The organism is Alcanivorax sp. (assembly GCF_040118815.1).
Classification (GTDB): domain Bacteria; phylum Pseudomonadota; class Gammaproteobacteria; order Pseudomonadales; family Alcanivoracaceae; genus Alcanivorax.
This window is the reverse complement of the sequence record NZ_JBEDTC010000006.1, coordinates 240,885-264,236: the sequence shown is the minus strand read 5'-3', so window position 1 is coordinate 264,236 and position 23,352 is coordinate 240,885. Positions and strand designations below refer to the sequence as shown.

Annotated in this window: 20 protein-coding genes; 6 read left to right on the top strand and 14 right to left on the bottom strand. The window is 56.1% G+C overall.

Translation table 11 applies throughout. The annotated features are described in order from the left end of the window. The first annotated feature begins 69 nt into the window (after positions 1 to 69). On the top strand, positions 70 to 624 hold the full coding sequence (locus ABNH18_RS05190; protein WP_349381790.1) for a hypothetical protein: 555 nt from the start codon (positions 70 to 72) through the stop codon (positions 622 to 624). Then, positions 621 to 1,490, top strand: a complete 870-nt coding sequence (locus ABNH18_RS05185) for a DNA cytosine methyltransferase (protein WP_349381789.1) — start codon at positions 621 to 623, stop codon at positions 1,488 to 1,490. Before ABNH18_RS05190 ends, ABNH18_RS05185 begins: the two co-directional genes overlap by 4 nt. A gap of 29 nt (positions 1,491 to 1,519) precedes the next feature. Here ABNH18_RS05185 and ABNH18_RS05180 read toward each other — a convergent pair whose 3' ends face one another. Together ABNH18_RS05180 and ABNH18_RS05175 are read right to left on the bottom strand one after the other, a co-directional pair. Further along, the gene (locus ABNH18_RS05180) at positions 1,520 to 2,053 is read right to left on the bottom strand and encodes a hypothetical protein (RefSeq protein ID WP_349381788.1); all 534 of its coding nucleotides are present in this window, start codon (positions 2,051 to 2,053) and stop codon (positions 1,520 to 1,522) included. Beyond that, on the bottom strand, positions 2,050 to 3,171 hold the full coding sequence (locus ABNH18_RS05175; RefSeq protein ID WP_349381787.1) for a tyrosine-type recombinase/integrase: 1,122 nt from the start codon (positions 3,169 to 3,171) through the stop codon (positions 2,050 to 2,052). Before ABNH18_RS05175 ends, ABNH18_RS05180 begins: the two co-directional genes overlap by 4 nt. A gap of 112 nt (positions 3,172 to 3,283) precedes the next feature. Between ABNH18_RS05175 and dusA the strand changes: the two genes are divergently transcribed. From dusA to ABNH18_RS05160, 3 genes are all read left to right on the top strand, one after another. Beyond that, positions 3,284 to 4,303, top strand: a complete 1,020-nt coding sequence (dusA, locus tag ABNH18_RS05170; RefSeq protein WP_349381786.1) for a tRNA dihydrouridine(20/20a) synthase DusA — start codon at positions 3,284 to 3,286, stop codon at positions 4,301 to 4,303. A 206-nt stretch (positions 4,304 to 4,509) separates the two neighbouring features. Beyond that, positions 4,510 to 5,484, top strand: coding sequence for a transaldolase (locus ABNH18_RS05165; RefSeq protein WP_349381785.1), 975 nt, complete (start codon positions 4,510 to 4,512; stop codon positions 5,482 to 5,484). Beyond that, entirely contained in the window at positions 5,481 to 5,921 is a 441-nt protein-coding gene (locus tag ABNH18_RS05160; protein ID WP_349381784.1) for a tellurite resistance TerB family protein, read from the top strand. Before ABNH18_RS05165 ends, ABNH18_RS05160 begins: the two co-directional genes overlap by 4 nt. 38 nt (positions 5,922 to 5,959) lie before the next feature. On the opposite strand, the gene ABNH18_RS05155 is transcribed toward ABNH18_RS05160, so the two are convergent. The 9 genes from ABNH18_RS05155 to ABNH18_RS05115 form a co-directional block, all read right to left on the bottom strand. Next, positions 5,960 to 6,763: an MlaA family lipoprotein gene (locus ABNH18_RS05155; protein ID WP_349381783.1), complete on the bottom strand. Its 804-nt coding sequence runs from the start codon at positions 6,761 to 6,763 to the stop codon at positions 5,960 to 5,962. 65 nt (positions 6,764 to 6,828) lie between these two features. Next, the gene (locus ABNH18_RS05150) at positions 6,829 to 7,488 is read right to left on the bottom strand and encodes an HvfX family Cu-binding RiPP maturation protein (RefSeq protein WP_349381782.1); all 660 of its coding nucleotides are present in this window, start codon (positions 7,486 to 7,488) and stop codon (positions 6,829 to 6,831) included. Positions 7,489 to 7,555: 67 nt separating this feature from the next. Further along, a complete protein-coding gene (locus tag ABNH18_RS05145; RefSeq protein ID WP_349381781.1) occupies positions 7,556 to 8,326 on the bottom strand; it encodes an HvfC family RiPP maturation protein in 771 nt (256 codons plus the stop codon). Then, complete coding sequence (locus tag ABNH18_RS05140) at positions 8,323 to 9,234, bottom strand: HvfB family MNIO-type RiPP peptide maturase (protein ID WP_349381780.1); 912 nt, start codon at positions 9,232 to 9,234, stop codon at positions 8,323 to 8,325. The genes ABNH18_RS05145 and ABNH18_RS05140 overlap by 4 nt, the downstream gene beginning before the upstream one ends. A gap of 12 nt (positions 9,235 to 9,246) precedes the next feature. Beyond that, positions 9,247 to 9,543 (bottom strand): HvfA family oxazolone/thioamide-modified RiPP metallophore, encoded by a 297-nt coding sequence (locus tag ABNH18_RS05135; protein WP_349381779.1) that lies wholly within the window; start codon positions 9,541 to 9,543, stop codon positions 9,247 to 9,249. Between the two features lie 215 nt (positions 9,544 to 9,758). Further along, the gene (locus ABNH18_RS05130; RefSeq protein WP_349381778.1) at positions 9,759 to 10,889 is read right to left on the bottom strand and encodes a beta-ketoacyl-ACP synthase III; all 1,131 of its coding nucleotides are present in this window, start codon (positions 10,887 to 10,889) and stop codon (positions 9,759 to 9,761) included. 204 nt (positions 10,890 to 11,093) lie between these two features. Continuing rightward, the gene (gene hrpA / locus ABNH18_RS05125) at positions 11,094 to 15,044 is read right to left on the bottom strand and encodes an ATP-dependent RNA helicase HrpA (protein ID WP_349381777.1); all 3,951 of its coding nucleotides are present in this window, start codon (positions 15,042 to 15,044) and stop codon (positions 11,094 to 11,096) included. A 121-nt stretch (positions 15,045 to 15,165) separates the two neighbouring features. Beyond that, complete coding sequence (locus ABNH18_RS05120; RefSeq protein WP_349381776.1) at positions 15,166 to 16,956, bottom strand: M61 family metallopeptidase; 1,791 nt, start codon at positions 16,954 to 16,956, stop codon at positions 15,166 to 15,168. Between the two features lie 138 nt (positions 16,957 to 17,094). Further along, positions 17,095 to 17,733, bottom strand: coding sequence for a hypothetical protein (locus tag ABNH18_RS05115; RefSeq protein WP_349381775.1), 639 nt, complete (start codon positions 17,731 to 17,733; stop codon positions 17,095 to 17,097). A 70-nt stretch (positions 17,734 to 17,803) separates the two neighbouring features. Between ABNH18_RS05115 and ABNH18_RS05110 the strand changes: the two genes are divergently transcribed. Beyond that, the gene (locus tag ABNH18_RS05110) at positions 17,804 to 18,730 is read left to right on the top strand and encodes an alpha/beta hydrolase (protein ID WP_349381774.1); all 927 of its coding nucleotides are present in this window, start codon (positions 17,804 to 17,806) and stop codon (positions 18,728 to 18,730) included. A 159-nt stretch (positions 18,731 to 18,889) separates the two neighbouring features. Here the strand turns inward: ABNH18_RS05110 and ABNH18_RS05105 are convergent, their stop codons facing one another. The 3 genes from ABNH18_RS05105 to ABNH18_RS05095 all read right to left on the bottom strand — a co-directional run bounded on the left by ABNH18_RS05105 (position 18,890) and on the right by ABNH18_RS05095 (position 23,324). Further along, the gene (locus ABNH18_RS05105; protein ID WP_349381773.1) at positions 18,890 to 19,177 is read right to left on the bottom strand and encodes a sll1863 family stress response protein; all 288 of its coding nucleotides are present in this window, start codon (positions 19,175 to 19,177) and stop codon (positions 18,890 to 18,892) included. Positions 19,178 to 19,257: 80 nt separating this feature from the next. Further along, positions 19,258 to 21,351 carry an MltF family protein gene (locus ABNH18_RS05100; RefSeq protein WP_349381772.1) on the bottom strand — a complete coding sequence of 698 codons (2,094 nt, stop codon included), beginning with the start codon at positions 21,349 to 21,351 and terminating at the stop codon, positions 19,258 to 19,260. Between the two features lie 509 nt (positions 21,352 to 21,860). Next, positions 21,861 to 23,324, bottom strand: a complete 1,464-nt coding sequence (locus ABNH18_RS05095; RefSeq protein WP_349381771.1) for a thrombospondin type 3 repeat-containing protein — start codon at positions 23,322 to 23,324, stop codon at positions 21,861 to 21,863. Between the last annotated feature and the right edge of the window lie 28 nt (positions 23,325 to 23,352).

Here is a 23,352-nt window from a genome sequence, read left to right as displayed (position 1 = left end):
GCTGCCACCCAAGAGACGAAACGGTTATCCAGTATCCCGAAATCCGCCCCGCCACCGGAGACGATAGCGATGAATGATGCCCCAGAAACGATATACCTTATTCCTGACTCCCCCGAAGGCGTTCCTGATTATGCCTGGTGCGATGACCCCGCACCCGGACTGGGAATGGACCCGAAGGACGCTATCAAATATCTGCGCTCGGACTCAATAGAAGACGCCCCGGAAGCAGCCAAGGCCCGCATTGCCGAGCTGGAATCTTACAATCTCGGATTAGCTAACGAGTCCCATGCCCAGCAAGAGACAATCAGGGAACTCAAGGCTCAGATGCAGCGTGACGCGGGGCATCGCAAAAAGAAGGGTTTGATCCTGGATCAAGCAATGCGCGGACTTCGCCACTCTGCCGAGCAGCCCCACGATGGCCGAATGGATGCAGTGCGAGCGATGGCGGGAAGAATCGCCGAACTGGAAACACTCATCGCTGACATAAAAGCGTGGGACGTGGACAAAGCGGCAGAGGAAATAGCACGCGGCCAGGATCTAAATCTGCAAGTGCCACCGGCAATCAGAAAACGAATACAAGCCGCGCTCGATGCTCGCCAAGCCACCCCGGAAGCCAACCCATGATCACGGTCAACAGCTACTTCTGCGGTGCCGGGCTAATGGATGTCGGCCTGCTCGCCGCAGGCATCAAAATCAACCAGGCCTTCGAACTGGACGCGGACGCCTGCGCCACCTACCGCCATAACCTCGGCAACCACGTCACCCAGTGCGACATCACCCAGCAACTGGTACTGGAGCAGGACAGCTGCGACGGCATGGTATTCACCTACCCTTGCACCAAATACAGCACCATCGCCGACATTCACGCAGCCCGCACAGGCGATGAACTGTTCCTGCATGCCCTGCGGCACCTTGCCCTGGCTCGCCCGGAATTCTATGTGGTGGAAAACGTACCCGGAATGCGCGCATTCCCGGTGGTGATGGAGGCAATGAGCAAACTACCGGACTATTACGTCCAAGTATTTTGCCCAATCAGATCAGAAACATGGCTACCCCAACGCCGAAGCCGGCTAATCATCATCGGCACACGCCGGCCATTTTCAGTACGCCCACCAGAGAACACGAAACAGGTGCCACTGGCAGAAATACTGGAAACCGAGCCCCGCGTCACACTACCAAAGGCCATCAAAACCCGCATGACCGGCGGCTACCGGGACCTACCCATCATCAGCGACCCCGCCAAAGGCGACCTCGCCCCCACCTGCGTCGCCCACTACGCAAAAGACAAAAGCACCCGCTTGGTCGTCGACAAACGCTACCCCCTGGGAGTCCGCCCGTTTTCAGTTCGCGAATACGCCCGACTCCAGGGCCTGCCGGATTGGTTTGAATTCCCGGTTTCAGACACCGCCGCATATCGGCAGATAGGCAACGGAGTGAGCACGCCAGTGGGCGAATGGGTCGGCAACGAAATCAACAGATACATGTCATAACGGTTCCCTGCAAGCCGTTTCGCCTTAACTCAAGGATCAACACCGGTGACAACCCCACCATAGATGGTTTCGTATTCTAGGTAGCAAGAAACCTTCTGTTGAAGCTCTGCAGAAATGCGCCCTGCCTCGCTTGCTGGAAGCTGATTCTTGGTATCTATCTTCAACAACACCAGCTCACTCCCTGCCGGCAAAGCGTACCGCTCAGCCAAATGAGTAGGCGTTAATGAGGCCCTATCAAAGAACCGCTCAATTACATCATCCAGCAGGAAGGGCAGCTCAGAAACCGAATACCGCCTTCCATTCATGTCACCCTTAGCAAAGAATTCAATTCTCGTTATTACTGCCGGCCCGATGCCATTATTCTGAATCATGAAGGTGACCCGCCTGTTATCAGCACAGTCATCGATCCAGGTGTGCAGCAAAGGCGTCACCGACAATTCGTTATGCCTTCGCTGCGCCACCCCGTTCCGAGAAGTCTCACCCAGCGCTATCGCCGCAACCACCAGCGAAGAAACCGACAACCCCAGCGTTAAAACCGGCTGAACAACATCCCACCCTGTCACTCTTTCACCCCCAGACCAACAGATTCACTAAACTCAAACCGTTCACCCCGTCGCGCCGGCATGTTCACATACCGGCGCAGGCTATCCCAGCTATGGTGCAGGCTCACCTGCTGAAGCTGCGGCACCGTTAACCCGTCCTCACCCAGCCTCGATAACGCTTCATGGCGCAGATCATGGAAGCGCAGATCAACGATACCCAGCATTCTGCAGGCATTATTCCACCGCGTACCCACTGATTTCGGGTTGATATCCAGCAACAGCCCATCTCTCCCCGGGAAATCCGCCAAAATCCGATCCACCACCGCCCACCCGGATTCAGGGAGCACCGCTTCCACGTCACTGCTCACACGCCCCGCCGGGTTCTTAATACCCCCTTCGACCAGGTACACACCATGCTCACGATCGAAGCCACCACGGGGCAGCCTGGCCAACTCTTCCTGCCGCCGCCCACTGCAAATAGCCAGCCACATCACATGCCACATGGGCACCCGCATCCTGCCGGACTGCCACCGCTCGAACAGATAGGCATCCAGCCGCCGCAGCTCATCCGCCGTTGGCCGGCGCTCACGCTGGCTCGATTTCGATATCAGCCGCGCAGCCCGGAGTGCATCCACGGCATCAGACACAACAGAGGGACCAACCGGCAGCCCCTCGGAATGCTGCAAATAACGGATCACCAGCCGCAGAAAGATCAAATCACTGTTCAGCGTCGCCGGCCCCACACCACCAGGGTGGCTCCGGGTCACCGGCTGCGCTCGCCGCCAATGCACATGCTCAATAAAATCACGCGGTACCAGGTCCACCACACGCTTTTCCGAAATCGGCATATCCGCCAACGCCCTCAACGCCGCATTCTTGCTGCGCCCGAAGTTGTCCCCCACGGCCTCCAGATAAACCCGGATGCCGTCACGCAACGACATATCTGCACCGCCCGGCAGCTCAACATCACCCGTGGCCTCCAGTTCCGTCTCACGCCGCCGGATCCATTCCTTGGCCAGCGACCGCCGGCTGAACGTCTTCGACTCAGCCCGCATCCGCTCACCCGCCCGCATCACCCGCACCTGTGCCCGGTACCGGGTTTCTCCTTTTGCATTCTTGCGTGCGACAATAGTGCCCACAACTCCACCCCTATCCCGATTTGCACCACGTTTAGAAACGTGGTGCAAATATGGTGCAAATGAAGGTGGAAAATAGCACAGAATGGTGCAAAACGTACAAGAATAGAGCGGAATGGAAGAGACGGAAAAGCAGGCTAAAAGCGAGGAATCACGCGGGATTGCAGCAAATACGCTGGATAGAAGATTATCCGTAGCCCCGATGATGGACTGGACCACCCGGGACTACCGGTTTCTGGCCCGCCTGATTACCCGTCATACGCTGCTGTACACCGAAATGGTGGTGGCCCAGGCCATTCTCCACGGCGACCGTGACCGTTTCTTGAGCTTCAACGACGAAGAGCACCCGCTTGCCCTGCAACTGGGCGGCAGCGACCCGCAGCAACTGGCCGAAGCGGCCCGCATCGCCGGGGATTACGGCTATGACGAGATCAATCTGAACGTAGGCTGCCCATCTGACCGGGTTCAGCAAGGCAAGATCGGCGCCATTCTGATGGCCGAACCGGATTTGGTGGCACGCTGTGTAGACGCCATGCAGGCCGCGGTCACTGTGCCGGTAACGGTAAAAACCCGTATTGGCATTGATGACCAGGATGATTATGACTTCCTCTACCGGTTTGTCGGCCGCATGGAAGCCGCTGGTTGTACCAGCCTGACCATCCATGCCCGAAAGGCCATCCTGTCCGGGCTTTCCCCCAAGGAAAACCGTGATATTCCCCCGCTGATCTACCAGCGCGCCTATGCCATCAAACAGGCTTTTCCGCACATCGAGATCATTCTCAATGGCGGTGTTAAAACGCTGGAGGAAGTGCACCAGCACATGGGTGAAGTGGATGGCGTGATGATCGGTCGCGAGGCCTACCAGAATCCCTACTTCCTGGCAGAGGCAGACCGGGTGGTCTTTGGCGATGACTCTCCCGTTGCCAGCCGCCGGGAGATTGCCGAACAATTCCTGCCCTATGTGGAGCGTCGCTACGCCCTGGGCCATGCCCCCAAACATTCCCTGCGGCATATCCTCAACCTGTTTCAAGGGCAGCCCGGCGCCCGCCGCTTCCGCCGCCACCTCAGCGAAAACATGCACAAGCCGGAGACCACGCCGCAAGTGCTCATGGACGCCTTGGCGCAACTGCCTTAGCCTGTTAGTACCTTATATCTCCGTAGGAGCGGCGCTTGTGCCGCAAGTAAACGATTTCCAGTTACGAGTCGCGAGTTTCGAAAGGCATAAAACGGGTACGGGTCTTCGCAACTCGTAACTCGCTCCTCGCAGCCAGGGAATTCAAACACCGCTCCTACGGCACAGAAAACTCCCTGTCATAGTTGGCCTCTACCCTGTCGTCCGCCATGACATCAAAAGGAACGGATACCGTGAACAAACGCGAACAACTCGCCCAGTGGACCTCTCTGGTTGCCGATACCGGTGACCTGGACATGATTGCTCAGCTTGAGCCGGAAGACGCCACCACCAATCCCTCACTGCTACTGGCCGCCGCCCGTGACCCGCGTTACCGCGATCTACTTCAGCAAGCCGCTGACCTGTGCCGCACACTGGGTCACCAAGGCGAAATGGACTGGCTGACTGACACCTATGCGTGCCTGGCTGGCCAGGCCATTCTGGAGCGGGTACCCGGTCTGGTATCCAGCGAAGTCGACGCGCGACTGTCTTTCGACACCCGCGCCACCGTGGAAAAGGGCCGCCGGCTGATGGCCATCTACCGGGAGCTGGACGTGGACCCGAGCCGTATCCTGATCAAGGTCGCGGCCAGCTGGGAAGGGATCCGCGCCGTAGAAATTCTGGAAGAAGAAGGCATTCGCTGTAATGTGACGCTGGTGTTCAACCAGACCCAGGCCCTGGCCGCCGCCGAAGCCGGCGCCACACTGATTTCGCCCTTTGTGGGCCGTATTTTCGACTGGCACCGCAAAAATGGCATGACCATCGACACCCCGGAACAAGACCCCGGCGTAGTCTCCGTGCGCGAGATCTTCGCCACCTTCAAGGCGCGCGGCCTGGATACCATTGTCATGGGGGCCAGCTTCCGCAACGCCGGACAAATCGAAGCGCTGGCCGGCTGCGACAAGCTCACCCTCAGCCCGGCCCTGCTTGAGGAACTGGCAGGCGATAACGGTGGTCTTACCCGGGTATTGGATCCTGAACTGGTGACCCCGCAAGACGACTGGACCCCGGTGAACGAAGCAACATTCCGCTGGCAGCTCAACGACGATGCCATGGCCAGCGACTTGCTTGCCGATGGAATCCGCCGCTTTGCAAAGGACCAGCAAGCACTGGAAAGCTTACTGATTGACGAGGAGGTCATTTGAACTGGCTGAACCGACTGTTTCGCCCTGAAAGGGATACACCACAATATTCTGAACACGACCTGCACCGTGCTGCTGCGGCCCTGCTATTCGAAGTCGCGCGCACCGATGGCACGGTGGATCAGGCAGAAACCCAACGCCTGATCGCGGCCGTAAAGCAACGCTGGCAGCTGGATGCCCAGGAAATGCAGGATATCGTAGCCGAGCTGGAAAGCCGGGTAGATCAGGCTACTGACCTGTTCGAGTTCACTCTGCCGCTACGCGAGCACTGGGGGCCGGAGCAGCGAGTCACGCTGATTGATGAGATGTGGGCCATGGCAGCGGCGGACGGCAAGGCGGATGTGCACGAAGAGAACCTGATCCGCCGGGTCAGCGACCTGCTCTACGTCTCCCACGGCGACTACATCCGCGCGAAATTAAAGGCCACCGATCCGGATTAGCCCGCTAGCTGAGCCTGGATCCGGCGTCCGGCCAAACCTTACCAGCCGTCGTCTTCGTACTCATCGTTCAACTCCGAATCCCGAGCTTCGATCTCAGGGAAACGCAGTGACGGGCGGTCACCACTTTCAAAGCGGCGGCGTTGCAGGTAGGCATTACGCAAGAAGGTATAGCGGTCGCCGACAATATTGCGTTCCAAATCCAGCAAGTCGGCGCGCAGATCCACCACATACACGGCAGTAAAGCTGTGGCGGGTCAAGTCATGGGGAATATAGTGGCGCAGGCGCATGTAGTCTTCGGGCAATATCGCGGCAGCATCACGGCCTGTAGAAGGCCCAAAGAACGGCAGCATCATGAACGGGCCTTCCGGCACCCCCCAGCGCGCAAACGTCAGGCCCAGATCCGTATTGCGTTTTTCCAGATCCACCTTGCTCGCCACATCAAACAGGCCACCAATGCCCAGTGTGGTATTCACCGCGAACCGGCCCCAGTTCTGGCCCACATGCCCCCAGCGCCACTGCAACACACTGTTCAAGCCGCTACGAAAATCACGCAGGTTTTCATAAAAGCGGGTAATCGTGTCATTCATCCACTGCGGCGTCACCTTGTCGTAACCCTTGGCAACGGGTTTCAGGCCGTATTTATCCAGTGTTTCGTTGAAAGCAAAAATCTTGCGGTTGATATCTTCCCAAGGGTCTTCGTACTTGGGTTTGCTGTCAGGGGAATCAAATGCCGTGGACGCATCTCCCCAGTCTTCTTCCGCTTGAACAGCGAACGGCAGACATAACAACAAACTCAACAATAGATAACGCACGGACACCCCGGACAGTAGTGGACGCCGCATTATAGCGATGCCCCGGCCCCTACGAACAGGGCCACCGGCAAACCGTTACCCAACCCGCACAGGTTTTACACAGAGCGACTGCCTTGAGCCCAGTAACGACGGGCTATCCAGTAGTCCAGACTTAAATAACGCCCAGCCCCGCCAAAGAACAGAACCAACAGCATGATCAGGTAGGTAGTGGCGAATTCGATGCCATTATTCAGCACCACGAAGTTCCCTTTGGCCGTGAGCCAGTCGTAATGCCCATGCTCACGCAAGACCCCCCGCGCACGCGCCAGCCGCTCCCCCACTGCCACGCTGTTCTGCAGGCTTTCTGCCGCACCCGGCAGGCTCACCTTCGCCAAAGGCGCAGCCATGCTGGTGGCCGGATTACTCGGCGCAATGGCAAACCAGCCGTTACCCCAATGCACCGTGGCAATAGCGACAAGCATGGTAAAGATCAGGGGAATACTGATATAGCGAGTAAAAAGCCCCAACAGCAGCAACACCCCACCTACCAGCTCCGTCGCGGTGGCCAGAAACGCCAGCAAAGCGGGAAAAGGTAAACCAAGCCCCCACTCTGTATTGCCGAACCAGGACACGGTGCTCTCGAAACTCATGGCCTTGTTGTAACCGGCACTGAACATAACCGGCGCCAGAAACAGACGTAACGCCAATGGCGCCAGAAAATCCAGCCCACGGGAGGCGTTCAAGGCGTGATGTATCTTGTACAGAAAGGCAGGCATTCGAGACTCTCCAAAAGGGGCTTTGACTGCTTGTCAGCAACCCTCTGGAGGTATTCCAACGGGGGCTTCAACAGCGTTTCAATGTTGTCCCTATAAGGATGTCGCGGTCGCGCATTTGTTGCAGAATATCCCGAGAAAAAGTTTCCAGGGCGGTGACATCAGCAAACTGCATTTCTTCAGCAAGACGCCCCACCACCGCTTTACCCGTCTCGTCAGAGTGCTCATCAATCAGCTGTAACAGCCTGGCGGTAGGGGCATTAATTTCCATAAAGCGAACGTCATCGTCCCGGTCACGATACACCAGCAACCAGACGGGTTGAGGCAGTGGCTCTTCCGGTTGAAATTCCAAACAGATTTCATGCACCGGGAACTGGTAGTTCAACACCACATGCAAAGGGCTGAGCTTCGGGATAGCACGGAGCATATCGCCTTCCGGATGAAAGCCCGATACCGGGAATACCTCGGTGGAGGCATCAAGCACCAACTCCATCCACTCGTAATGCGCCAGCTCCAACATGAAAAGAGGATCACCGGTTTCACTACCCTGCCCACTGGCTAAAAAGCTGACAAACTCCTGGGGAATTTCCAGAAAATAAGGCGTCTGACTGGCATGCTGTTCAAAAAAAGCACGGGCCAATCGCTGCCAACGATCACTGTCCAACAGACTGTGCAATACAGGAAAACCCTGACGCAAAAACCCATTCACGTTGTTGAAAAAAAGATTGCGGTAAATATCCAGACGCCGCTCTTCTATACCTTCCGGCGCAGGATGAGTGTCAGGATTACGTAGGTGAGCGGCGAATTCCCGCTGCAAGGTTTGGAAGTCTGCGTTTTTCATGGCTGTACTGATTTTTTTACAGAAGAGCCAAGGCTGGAAGCCGTAATACCCGCACTGGCATAGTGCTGCTGGTAACCACCAATTTTGCGCAGCTCAGCAAATAATGTCTCGTTATCCGGAATATTGAAGTCTCGTTCCAGTAACGTGGGAAGCGAGCCAAACGTTTGGTAGGCATGGTCCAGCAACGCCCAAACCGGGTCGATCACATCACAGCCATGGGTATCCACTTTCAGATCTTCCGCTTCATCAAAATGGCCAGCGATGTGCAAATAGCAAATACGCTCGCCAGGCAATGCGGAAATAAAATCACGCGGGTCATAGCCGTGGTTAATACCATTCACATAGGCATTATTCACGTCCAGCAGAAGCTCACAATCCGCTTCCTGCAATACGGCATTTACAAAGTCGATTTCCGACATTTGAGCACCCGGCGTGGCATTCCCCAGCCGTGCATAGTAGCTGACGTGTTCAATACCAATGGGTTGTTCCAGAAAGTCCTGCACCTGACGAATACGGTCTGCCACATAATGCACTGCCTCTTCCGTAAACGGGATCGGCATCAAATCATACAGGTGGCCGTGGTCACTGCAGGAACTCAGGTGTTCGGTGTAACGGCGAATATTGTGTTCCTTGAGGAACGATTTCACCGATTTCAGCAATTCAAAATCCAGCGGTTCTGGCCCACCTAGCGACAGGCTTAATCCGTGGGTAACAAAGGGGTACCGCTCAGTAAAGGCACGAAACTCTTTGCCCAAACGACCGCCCATAGGAATCCAGTTCTCTGGAGCCACCTCCATAAAATCAAGCGGAATGCTGCCAGGTGCGGAATCATGGGCCTGTGAAAGCGGGCCCATGAGGGCCCGCCGAAGACCCAGGCCCACTCCGGACACTGGTGTCTCAGTTCTCATGGTCAGGCGTCCTTATGCGTCACCGCCGCATTTACCTTCACCACATTTACCTTCGCCTTTCTTGTCTTCACCACATTTACCTTCGGCGCCTTTTTCACCACAGCTACCTTCGGCTTTCTTGTCTTCGCCACACTTGCCTTCACCGCACTTGCCTTCAGCGTGATCTGCAGCCAACTGATAACCAGCAGTCAGGTCAGCAGCAGCAAACGGATTTTCCGCCGCCTGAGCAACCGGGGCAGAGAGTGCAGAAGCGACAACAGCAGCACCAATGGTAGCAGCGAGGGGGTTCAATTTAGTCAGCTTAGCCATGTTAAGTCTCCATACTTACTTTATTGAGGGTGTACATTATTGAATGTCATGTCCGAAGCCGTTTTAAGGGCTCAGGCACCCGCTCAAATCAAGAGCACCTGACACAGACAATATAGAGATGCTGGCGTGAGGTAAACGTTACGACTACAGGCGATAAAAAAGAAAAAAGGCCGCAAAATGCGGCCTTCGTGAAGGGGGAGTGAACACAGACGTGATTATTTGATGCGGTTCACAATAACGCTACCGATGGAATAACCCGCACCAAAGGAGCAGATGACACCCCGGGTATCCACCGGCAGGTCTTCATTGTATTTATGGAATGCAATCATGGATCCCGCCGAGCTGGTATTAGCGTAAGCATCAAGAATGACAGGGGCTTCCTCGCGGGTCGCCGGGCGCCCCAATACTCGCTTGGAAATCAGCTCATTCATGCTCAGGTTGGCCTGGTGAAGCCACATGCGGCTAACAGACTCCACCGGCACTTGGGTATCAGCCAGATGCGAGCTGATTTGCTCAGCCACCATGGGACAGACTTCCTTGAACACCTTGCGCCCTTCCTGGCGAAACAGCTTGTCGCGTGCGCCAACACCGCGCTCATCACCCCGGTTCAGGAAACCAAAGTTGTTGCGGATGTTATTGGAGAATTTGGTTTGCAGGCGTGTACCGAGAATTTCCCATTGGTTACTGGAGGTGGCGTCTTCCTTGCGTTCCAGAATCACGGCCGTGGCCACGTCCCCGAAAATGAAGTGGCAATCGCGATCTTCCCAGGCCAGGTGCGCAGAGCAGATTTCCGGGTTTACCATCAAAACCCGGCGGGCACTGCCATTACGAATGGCATCGACGCCGGCCTGAATACCGAAAGTGGCACTGGAACACGCCACGTTCATGTCGTAACCCCAACCGTGATCCATCCCCAACGCCGCTTGCACTTCCACCGCCATGGCGGGATAGGCGCGCTGCATATTGGAACAAGCGACCAGCACGGCATCCAGATCATTGGCGGTCAGGCCTGCGTTTTCCAGCGCCTGTTTGGCCGCCTTAACGGCGATTTCAGCCTGGATGGATACCTCATCATCAGTGCGCTCATCAATGCAGGGGGCGAGACGATCCGGGTCTAGAATGCCGGTTTTATCAATCACATAGCGCTGCTTTATCCCGGAAGCCTTTTCGATAAAGGCACTATTCGATGGCCCCAAAGCCTCCAATTCACCCGCTTCGATGGCTTGTGCGTTACGAGCGTTATAGCGCACCACGTATTCATTAAACGATTCCACCAGCTCATCGTTGGTGATGGTCTGGCCGGGGGTCCACAGGCCGGTACCACTGATTACTACCGAATAGCTCACAAGCGAGTCCTCGCACTAGTGCAGGGCCAGCCGCCCTGCCACATCAAATTAGATAATGGGCCGATTATCCGGGTTCAACGGGCCCGGCGCAAAGGCATCAGGGCCCATTTTGTTGGTTGTTACGGTCGTAAAGAGGCCCGTTTGCGTCTTCCGCTCCACGTTAAACCGTCGCGAAGGCAGACGTTCGGCGCATATCGTTCCCGATCAGCACAGCTCCCATTGTTTATTCAGTCGTTTTGCTGATACCGGCAGTGTTGTGCCCAGTTGCTGGGCAAACAGGCTGACCCGGTATTCCTGCAGCATCCAGAAAAATTGCTGCAAGGGCTCTGGCTGCGTCCATAGCGGCGCGCCGGCCGCGCGAGTTGCATGCTGTTTGCTGTACGCCTCCAACTCCGCGCTGAGAGTACGGTCCTTGCCGATTTGCCCACCCAATTTATCCAGGCGGTGATCGATCGCCCCCAATAAACGCGGGTATTCCTGTAGCCACATCCAGGGCACCTGTAACAGCACATCCTCGGGGAACAATTGGCCTAACTGCTGCTTCAAGTCGCGATGGGCATGGGCCCAGGCCAGCGGAAAATTCTTTTCCAGCGAACCCATTAACTGTCGATAATGCGCAAACAGCTTACCCAGCATGGCCAGTTGCTGCTGAGCCCAAGGGACAAAATCACCACGGTGGGCATTGAGCCGATCGCGGAACGCCGCCTCGTTGCGCACGGGATCATCCAGCCGGAAATGCTCCGCCAACAAGCGCAGCATAGCGTGGTCCAACGCATTACGGGCCATGGCGCCCTTCTCGGTTTTCAATTTCTGGAAACCCGCCATTTGCGAGGCCTGCTTGCGCAGATCCCGTAACTGCACCGACAACTTGAAACTCAACAAACGGGCAGTGCCCCAACGGTGAGCCCAGGCACACTCGACTTCATCGTCCCGGTACTGCAGCTCTACTTCCGTGCCAATATCCACCAGAGCCGGGAAACGGCGTACGGTCATGCCGCCAAGATCCTGATCCTCGGTGTCCGGCAAATCACCAAATAACCACTCCTGGCCACGTAGTGCCGGCGCATCATCCTTGGGTTTAGGCAGATCACGGGTGACGCCGGCTAGCCGGTCTTTCACATCGTCCAGGCCGCGTCCCTGGGCTAGCACCTTGCGTTTACCGTCGACACGATCCACCACCTGAATAAACATGCGTAGGTGGTCCGGCAGGCTAGTGGCCTGCCATTCTTCCAATTCGACGCGAATACCGGTCATGCGCTGCAACTCCCGGGTCATAGCCGGCAACAACGGCTCATCCGGCGTCAGGATGTCCATCAATGCACGGACATAATCCGGCACAGGAACAAAGTTGCGACGGCGAGATTTCGGCAAAGCGCGAATTAACGCCTCCAGCTTTTCCCGCAACAAGCCGGGCACCAACCAGTCGAGTCGCGCTTCCGACACTTGATTCAACGCAGCCAATGGCACGATCAGGGTAACCCCGTCGCGCTCTCCGGTGGGGTCGAAACTGTATTCCAACGGCAGGCGCAGGCCATCGAGTTTCAGCTGATCAGGAAACTGGTCATTGCCCAGATCGGGGCTACGCGAGAGCAGGAAACTCTCATCCATAAACAATGCGGTTTTCTGTTCCTCGCTGGCCTGTTTGCTGTACCAGTTCATCAGCCCGGCCACGGTATGCAAGTCACTGGGCAGGCGCGCATCGTAGAAAGCCACCCGCGTTTCTTCATCCACCAGAATATCCCGGCGGCGTAGCTTGTGCTCCATCTCTTCCAGGGTTTCAAATCGCTCGCGGTTGGCTTTCACAAACGGCGGCTCACGGGTCAGTTGTCCCATCACCAGCCCTTCGCGAATCATTAACTCACGGGCTTGTGTGGAATCAATCGGTCCGTAGTTAACGGGCCGGCCACTGGCCAAAATCAAGCCAAACAAATTGACCTGTTCCTTAGCCATAGCGCAGCCACGCTTTTTCGACCAGTGCGGCTCAAAATACTGACGCTTAAGCAAATGTCCCGCCGCCTGTTCGATCCACAATGGATCTGTTTTTGCCACGGTCCGGGCAAACAACCGGCTGGTTTCCACCTGCTCTGCTGCCATCAACCAACGGGCCTTGGTTTTTGACAAGGACGAGCCCGGCCACACCAGCGGTTTGCGGTTACGGGTCGATAGCCATTCACCCTCCTCCGTGCGCTGCATGACATTGGCCAGCAACCCGGTGAGTAATGCCTGATGCAGGGGCGCATACAGGGGAGACGGCGGTGCCTTGTCGCCCTTCTGGTTCTTTCCCTTGTCGTTGTCTGTTAATTGCAAACCCGAATCCACCGGCGCATTCAATTCCCAGCCCTGCTCTTTACTCAGCAACAAAAGCTGGCGATGAGTGTCGCGCCATTCGCGCATGCGCGTGGGGGACAGGAACGTTTTTTTGAGCAATTTCTCATATTGATTGCGGCTCAGCGATTCGCGCTGCGCGTCTGCCCACTGCCACAGCTTCACAAAGAACAGGAAGTCCGATTCCTGGTCGGTAAAAGGCTGATGGGCCTGGTCCGCCTGTTGCTGCTTATCGTGGGGACGATCGCGGGGGTCCTGCGCGGCCAGAGCAGACACCACGATCAAGGCCTCACGCAGTACTTTCCCCTCTGCCGCCGCCACCAGCATCCGCCCCAGGGTCGGGTCCAGTGGGAAACGCGCCAGCTGCCGGCCCAGTGCCGTCAGCGTTTGTTTTTCTGTCAGCGCTCCCAGCTCATCAAGCAACCGATAACCGTCACGTACCAAGCGGCCATCCGGTGGCTCAATAAAGGGAAAGTCTTCGACTTTTCCCAGGCGCAAATCCGCCATCTGCAAAATCACCGCGCCCAGATTCGTGCGCTGGATCTCCGGGTCAGTGAACGCCGGGCGGTTAACAAAGTCATCTTCGTCAAACAGCCGGAAACAGATGCCAGGCATCACCCGCCCGCTACGACCGGCCCGTTGATTGGCACTGGCCTGGCTCACCGGTTCCACCGGTAAACGTTGCACCTTGGAATGCACGCTGTAACGGCTGATGCGTGCGGTGCCGGCATCGATCACATAGCGAATGCCAGGAACCGTGAGCGAGGTTTCAGCCACGTTAGTACTGAGCACCACACGGCGCCCACGGTGGGCGGAAAAAATTCGGTGCTGCTCGGCTTGGCTAAGGCGCGCATACAACGGCAGAATTTCTGTATCGCGCAGGCTGGAGCCATGGGTCGCACAGCGTTTCAGATGATGATGCACATCGCGAATGTCGCGCTCGCCAGCAAGAAACACCAGCACGTCCCGTGCCATGGGTAACCCATCGCGGCGCTCATCACGCTGAATCTCCAGCAGAATATCTTCTATCTGGCGGGACAATTCTTGCCCGTCGGCAGGCGGCCGGTAGCGCATTTCCACCGGGAAGGTGCGCCCGGACACTTCCAGCACCGGGGCGCCACCGAAATGTTCGGCAAACCGTTGGTGATCGATCGTGGCTGAGGTAATGATGACTTTCAGATCTGGCCGGCGAGGTAACAACTGTTTGAGGTAGCCAAGCAAAAAGTCGATGTTCAGGCTGCGTTCGTGGGCTTCATCGATGATCAGCGTGTCGTACTGATTAAGAAAGCGATCCTGCTGAATTTCGTTAAGCAGCATGCCATCGGTGAGCACCTTGATGAGCGAATGTTCGCTGACCTGCTCGGAAAACCGCACCTTGAAACCCACGGTGCTACCCAATGGGCTATGCAGCTCTTCTGCCACCCGGGTTGCCACCGCTCTGGCCGCCAACCGCCGGGGCTGAGTGTGGCCTATGGTGCCTTCGATACCGCGGCCCAGCTCCAGACAAATTTTCGGTAACTGGGTGGTCTTGCCGGAGCCGGTTTCACCGGCGATCACCACCACTTGGTGGTCATTGACCGCCTGTTTAATCTCCTCCCGACTGGCCACCACAGGCAGATCCGGCCACTCCAGTGCCGGCACTGACGCCAGGCGCTTGTCACGGCTCGCCATGGAGGCCGCCAAAGCCTGCGCCACTTTATCCACGGCTTTGTCGTTACGCTTCTCGGCGGTCAGTCGCGCCAAACCATCAACCCGCTTCTTCAGACGAAAGCGATCGGCCCGACGCACCTGATCGAGTTTGTTGTAAAGCGGTTTCAACGAATCTGTCATTTAAGCGCCATTGCGTAGAAGGGCCTCTCGAGGCGCGAACCATGTATCAGGGAACGGTCTCGCAAGTAGGTTCGCGCCTCGAGAGGCACTCCTACGGAATCAGAAGGTATTTTACGGGTAACTATTTTACCTGCAGCCACGCACGACCCTTTTCCGTAAGCCCACCCTTGGCAACGGTCAGGTAAGCCGTGCTGGCTTCGGTAGGCGCCACGTCGACCTTGAAGCGCATCAGCTCATCTCGACGAAACGCGTGAATCTCCACGGTTTCACCGGGCAAGAAGCTGGACAGTAAATTATCAATATTGCCGGTGGTGGCTTGCAGTCCATCCACAGCAATAATCACATCACCGGCAGACAGTCCCGCCGCCATGGCCGGCCCCTGCTCAAACGCCACCGCAATTTTGGCGCCCATGGGATCACTTGCCAACCGAACCCCCAGATGGGGAATGCCATCCTTCGCGGGCTTGCCACCGTTATCGCCATGGCCGGCAGCACTGCGCCAGTGCAGTTCCACACCGCGCTCGGCCAGCAATTCGGCCAGCGGCAAGTCTTCTGTGCTGTACAAGGCTTGATTGAAAAAATCGCTCATGTCACAACCGGCGATGTCTTCGGCCAGCGGCTGAATGCCCTGCTCCGGCACGCCGTCACCGGTCTGGCCGTAGCGCTGCCACAGCACTCGCATCAAGTCATCTAGGGTCTTTTTCTCACCGGTCAGGTTACGTAGGGTCAAATCCAGCGCCAACGCCACCAGCGAGCCTTTGGTGTAATAGCTGACGATGGCATTGGGGGCGTTTTCATCCTGCTTGTAGAAACGGGTCCAGGCATCAAAGCTGGATTCGGTCACCGTTTGTTTATGACGTCCCTGCCCCCGATACACCCGCGTTAGCGTTTGTCCCAGTAGATCCAGGTAACTTTGCGGCGGGATCAGCCCGGTACGAGTGAGGGAGAGATCATCGTAATAACTGGTAATCCCTTCAAACGCCCACAGCAATTCGGTATGCACCTCCTGTGACAAATCAAAAGGCGTAAACGCCTCAGGCTTGATGCGCTTCACATTCCAGGTATGGAAATATTCATGGCTGCACAGCCCCAGGTAAGAGCGGTAACCGTCGCGGACTTTGCCCGGCTCATCGGTGCGCCGCGGCAAATCATCACGGGGGCACATCAAGCTGGTGGAGTTACGGTGCTCCAACCCGCCATAACCATTACCGGTGACCAGCGTCATGAACACATAGCGATCCATGGGGGCCGGTTCGCCGAACATGCGAATATGGTGCTCACAGATCGGCTTCAGGTCACGACACAGACGTGCCATGTCAGTTTTATGGCGACCTGCCAACACCACCCAGTGGGGCACCCCGCAAGCCTCAAACTGTGCGTACTCGAACGGACCCATTTCCACCGGGTAGTCGATCAACGCATCGTAATTTTCTGCTTTAAACAATCCAAAGCCCAGCTCGGAACCCGACTGACGCGGCAGCCCGGTGGCCACCTGCCAACCGTTATAGGCATGCCCTTGCGGCGCCTCGATCTCCACCTGGCAAGGCTGGTCTTCATGGCCCATGGCGGCCAGGAATACACAGCTGCCGTTGAAATAACCGTGGCTCGTGTCCAGATGCGCGCCGCGCACGGACAGATCCCAGGCATACACGTGGTAAAGCAGCTGTACCGGACCATCGCAGGGGGGGACTTGCCAGGTCTGTTTATCTTGCTTCGCCACAGGCAGGCTCTCGCCATGACTGCTGGCCTCCACATGCACGATGTGGCGGGCGAAGTCTCGAATCATATAACTGCCAGGAATCCAGGCAGGCAGGCTGAACGCCTGCCCCTCCGGCGTCGGGTCCGCCACTGTCAGGGCTACTTCAAACAAATGGGCTTCGGGGCGCAGCGGGCGAATCCGGTATTCAATCATGGTTACTCCTGACAGGTGTCTTTCTCAATATATCGCTCAAAACAACAGAGCACCGATACACAAACCGGGGCACTGGGATGGCGCGCCACAAACAAAACCGGGAGCCAAGGGCTCCCGGTGAATGGCGCAGGCCGCACGTTAGATCATGTCGTCCTTGGCCATCCGGTCCACAACGGCATCAGCCACACCGGTGGTGCCTGACTGCAGGTCACTGGGGTTTACCGTGGTGGATTTGGCTCTCCATAGTAGCTGCTCCGGTTGGAGACGGTACAGATTGGACTCCAGAAAGTATTTCTTGTCGTTGTGGAAATAGCCTGCCTCGTAGGTAGCATTCTGGCGCACATAGTAAGACTGGCCCATGGCGCCGGATACCGCGATATCGGGGGCGAAACTGGTGCCACCCTGGGTGTAATTCATTTCTTCCTTGATATCGATAACACTGACGACCAACGCCGCCTCATAGCCTTTGGAGGCGATGTCCGCCGCCATTTGCTTGCGGTTTTTGCCCTCACTGTAATTATCACCCAACACCGGCGCTGACACAGCAGCCTCTACGCCGCGTGCTTTCAAGGCGGCAACCACGTTGGCCTCAAGCGAGTCACGGGCTTGCTTGTCATTAACCACCGCCACCACCAATACCTTGTTCACATGTTCACCGGCCTGGTGATCCTTGGCGCGAGCGGCGGTGCTCACCGTGGTGTTATGCGTCGTGCTACAGGCGGTCGCGAACATCGCCACCACGAAAACCATCAGGAGACCTTTTATTCTTGCTATCATCTCTCTTCCTCGTTGAGTTTCTTGACCTTGCCTCGGCAATGACGCACGTTTTGCGCAGCCGGAGACTATTATGACCGAACAGATGATCCATCACACCACGGATGATAACCATGTTGTCGCCATTCACCACTGGCCCTGCGAATCCGCAGCGGCCAGAGGCACGGTAATATGGCTGCACGGCATGTCCGAACACGGCTCACGTTACCAGAATCTGGCCCGTACCTTGAATGCTGCCGGCTGGCACCTGTATTGCCCGGACCATCGCGGTCATGGCGACAGTATTAGTGAGACCAGCCCTGCGGGGCACATTGGCGATCAGCACGGCTGGCAACATCTGGTCAATGACGCCGCCAGCGTCCTTCATCTGGCCAAAGAGCAGCACCCGCAATTACCGGTTGTACTGGGTGGCCACAGTATGGGTTCATTTATTGCACTGGCCGCAGCAGAGCAACACGGTGATGCCCTCGCCGGCCTGGTGTTGTGTGCCAGCAGTTATCATCCTGGTGCCTACTACCGGTTAATGTCTCTGCCCATCCTCTTCGAGCGCATGCGCCGTGGCAAGCGCAACCCCAGCCCATTGATACGCAAGCTGACCTTTGGTGCCTGGGCCACCCAGGTACCGGAACCCGCCACCGATTTCGACTGGCTGAGCAACAATGCCGAAGAAGTGAAACGTTATATTGATGATCCGCTGTGCGGGTTTGATTGCAGTACCGAAACCTGGGTGCAGCTGGTTACCGCCATGCGTCGCATCCAGAGCATTTCGGGATTGTCCGAGCTGCCTGAAAACCTGCCCGTGCTGTTGTTGGGCGGTGAGCAGGATCCCATGAGTGACAATGGCAAAGGGATGATGGCACTGGAGAAGGTGCTGCATGCCATGGAACAACCGCTAACGACCCATTTCTGGCCGGACGGCCGACACGAAATCCTCAACGACCATTGCCGCGACGAAGTGCACCAGGCAATCACCGACTGGCTGTCTGAGCACACCGAATAAATTCGGCGTATAAGAACGCGCCTTGCTCGACGCCTGATGCCGAAAGCCGCGGCCACAAACGGGGGGTTGTCTTGAGCGTTTGGCGTTGAGCATCCGGCGTCTTGCGCTGACATAAAAAAAACCGGGCACGAAGCCCGGTTTTTTTATGTCAGCCTGGGATTATTTGAACAGGCTGTTCTTGATGTCCTTGAGACCATCCAGAGTGCTGTCCCAGGTTTTTTCCACGCTGTCTTTCACTTCTTCCCAGCGTGTATTGCTGTCGTTACGGACTTCGTCCAGCTGACCCGCCAATTCCTTGCGTTTCTCTTTCAATTCAAGCTTGCGGGTTTCCCACTGATGGCGGACATCCTCACCCGCTTTGTCCGCTTTGACTTGCAACTGATCGAATTCATTGTCCAGTTCGTCCAGTTTGCCTTTTACCTTTTCGATGAAAGTGTTGCGATCCATCACAATCTCCTTCAATGAGTGGTACCCCAGACTATGGGGCTCATTTCAGGCTTTTCCATGGCCAGGTTGTAAAATCCCGGTTAAAGCTGAGACTGCTCCTGCTCGCCCAGCGCGGCGACATAGCCCAAATACCGGTTCTTGATTTGCCGCACGTATTTGACTGGCTCTGAGCCACGCACATAACCGTAGCGGGCCTGGCGGGCATATTGGGGCTTGGACAAGAGCAACATGGCTTCCTCCACATGGCCAAACCACTTGTCCGGATCCTTGCCAAGACGCTGGGCCAGGCGCCTGGCATCTTCCACATGGCCATGACCGGCATTGTACGCGGCCAGCGTAAAGTAGAGTTTTTCCGCCAAGTCCAGGCGCGCAGGAAAACGCTGCTCCAACCAGTCAATATAGGCCAGTCCCGCTTCCACGCCATTTTTCGGGTTAGTCAGATTACTGTAGCCAAATTGCCGACCGGTACGGGGCATCACTTGCAGCAACCCCTGAGCACCGGCGAAAGACCGAGCGTTCGGATTAAAACGGCTTTCTTGGTACATCTGGGAAGTAATCAAGCGCCAGTCCAAGCCATATTTGAGCGACTCACCACGCACCAGCTCATCGTAAGGCGAAATATCCCGGCCCGCTTCCACCCGATAGGCCTCATGGGTGGCAATGGTTTTCTTTTCCTTGAAATAGCGGTTGTAGGTCACGTTGTAAAACAACCCGCGATAACCACGTTTTATATAATGATTGAGCTGGTCACGCAGTGCCTGCTGGGGTTCACGGGTCACCCAGGCAATCTCTTTGGCTGGCTCAAACTGAAATAACACAGCGATGTCATCCCGGTAGGTGGACTCCATGGCAGCCAGATGGCTATCGGCCATGGTCAGGTCGTAATCGCCGCTGGCCACACCATCGATCAACATTTCTGTACTGGCGTTTTCCACTTCCAGAATCTCGAACGCGGCCCCCGCCTCTTGCAACACCTTGAGCGTATCGTAATAAGCGGTTTCCGGGTTCACCGCCACCGTGCGCCCTGCCAGTTCCTCAACGGTCCCCAGCGGTGTATCACCCGCCTCACCGATGAGCTGCTCATTCACTTCCAGATAGCGTTCACTGAAAGACCAGCCTGCGTTCTGCCGCTCTGTTGTGACGGTCATGGAGGCGGCAATGACATCCCCTTCCCCGGCTTCCAGGGCCGCAAACATGGAGGATGGCGTATCGTGTACAACAACCTGGACACGCAAACGATGCTGCTTGGCAAAATCCTTGATCAGGTCGTAATCAAAACCCATCAATTCCCCTCGCCACATAAAATAGCTGGCCGGGTTATTGGAGGTGATGACTCGCAGCACCCCCTTCTCACGAATCTCGGCCCAGTCACGCTCTTCCTCGCTGTCTACGGAGGTAATGACCCGCTCGCTGGTAATGTACTGGTTGATCTGATCCAGCAATTCGCTGCTATCCGGGCGCACCGCCCAGGCGATACGACGTTTGCGGTTGGCCACTGGCCCCGCTACAACCTCCCCGTCCTCTTCAAGCAACGCATCAAGCATATTGCTGTCGACGATACTCGCCGCCAGCTCGCCATTAGCCACGCCATTGACCAATTCCTCATCCGAAACATTGCTGTCCAGCACTTCCAGGCTGATGTTGTCGTGGCGCTTGGCCAGTTTGGTGGCGGTTTCCTGATAGGCCGACCCTTCCGGTACCGACAGCGTCACCTCGCCCATCTCCGTTAATGGCAAATCTGCCAGTGCCCGTGGTACCACCATGCGCTCCTGCACGGCGTTCACCGGGGTAGAAAACGCCAGCGTCTTTTGACGCTCCTTGGTCACCGAATAGTTGGTGATGATGATATCCGCCATACCCTGGTTGATCAGGGTACCCAGCTCACCAAAATTGTCGGCATAGACCCAGCGGGGCTCCAGCCCCAAGTGCTCGACAAATTCCTCCGCCTGCTGCTGGTACTCGCTGGCCGGGACGCCATCGCGGGGCAGGCCTGAGGGCTCGTCAAAGCGGGGCGCGAGCAAGCGAACAAAGCCCCGCTCCCTCAGCGCGGGCAGATCACCGGTTTCTTGGTAGTTCTTAAAGGTACTGACGACCTCCCCCACCTCCGGTTCCTTGTCACAACCAACCAGTAGCGTGAAACCAAGACATATGAGGATAAATATGCCTGTTCGCATGGGCGCCCCCTTTCCGTTCTAGTGTTTATTTCTTAGCTCAGGGTACCAGCCTATGCCCATCAGGCGATACTTTTTCAGAACCGTGGTTCCATATCAACAAACGTTGCTGTAGTGGTCAACGTATACCAAACAGTGATTGCGCATTTTACCACTGTCACACCGGCAGCGATGCCATCACGAAAAGGGCGATGGTGGTTCGCATTGCAGCAATTCATCAGCTAATCACTGAGACCTTCCTTTGCCTCGGGCAAGCCCAGATAACCGACACCAGTGAAATCAACACTAATCAGGCTTCCTCAACAGTCACGCCATGAGGAATGCATTATCCCCGCAGGTTCGTGACCGACTCATGCTTTGCGGCACCCGATAACACCATAACCGTTTGCCAAAACGCTCACGGGGCATGCGCAGCGAGTTCCAAGCGATTTCACCCGGCAAAACAGGCATCTTCGGCAAACAAAAAAAGGGGACCCTAAGGTCCCCTTTCCTGGCAATTCCCTAGTCGATTATCAGGGAGTACCCGAGCAAGCTTCATGTACGTTTATATAAGACAGCAAGTTCGCTACGCCACTAGTATATTCCAACTCAACAGAATCAAAGTTGGCTGCCGGCGCTTGGGCGGAAAGGAAGAAGGTATCATTACTGCCTCCCAATCCCAACAGCTCCAGAGCCAACGGTGATCCACTCACAGCTGCACTAGCTACAGGAGTAGCATCGCCATCATTATAGAAATGAAGAGTGATACTTTCTCCCAAAAGCGAAAGACTCAGTACATCGCCTGGGTTACTGACAACAAAACCTACAACGTCATCAGAAATATCTGAAGCATAAGCCAGAGGGTCAATATCAACCCCGATAGCAGCAGAACCACCCAATAGTCCAACAGTAAGGTTCAAGCTTCCAAATGTAGACGTGTCATTATCATTTACATTGTCAGGATTGCTGACGCTGCACAAACCTAGCAACGAGCAAGCCCCTGTAGTGCGTGCGTTAACTGAATATAAAAGCGCAGACAATGGTTTAAATGTGCTGGTTGCAGAACAGGTGAAGCCATCGTCATCACAGACATCGCCTTTACCGTCGTCATCAGCATCCGCCTGATCGGTGTTGGCAATCAGAGGACAATTATCGGTGTCATCCGGAATGCTATCACCATCAGTGTCGTCAGTGGGACCGCCACCGAAGTCATCATCACAGACATTACCAATGCCATCATTATCTACGTCAGCCTGGTCGGTGTTAGCAGTATCGAAACAGTTGTCTGTATCGTTATCTACGCCATCACCGTCACGGTCGTCATCACAAACATCACCGATGGTGTCGAAATCGATATCTGACTGATCCGTGTTAGGCAGGTTCAGACAGTTATCGTCATCGTTCAGAACCGTATCACCGTCCAGATCATCGTCACAAACATCACCAATACCATCTGTATCGGCATCAGCCTGATCGTTGTTGGCAGTAAACACGCAGTTGTCGTTGCTATCATCAACGCCGTCGTTGTCTGAGTCGTCGTCACAAACGTCGCCTTTGCCATCGCCATCCACATCACCCTGTTCCGGGTTGAAGATAGCGGGACAGTTATCGACACCATCATCGATGCCGTCATTGTCCTGATCGTTGTTCTGGTCACAGGCATCACCGACGCCGTCGCCATCAGCATCATCCTGAGTAGGATTAGCTACCAGCGGGCAGTTGTCGGTATCGTTATCTTCGCCGTCACCATCACGGTCGTCATCACAGACATCGCCGATGCCATCACCATCCTGATCTTCCTGCATGGCATTAGGGTTAGCGGGACAGTTATCGACGTCATCAGGAATCCCATCATCATCCTGATCAGTGTCACGGGAGACAGGATTGTTGCTCCCGTCATTGCTACTTCCACTTCCATCTGCACCACAACCGGCCAGCCCGAAAGCCAGAACAGCTGTTAGCAGCATGGCGAACAGTGTTTTCAATTTAAAATTCATAATCCCCACCTCTTTCCTTAGAAGAACC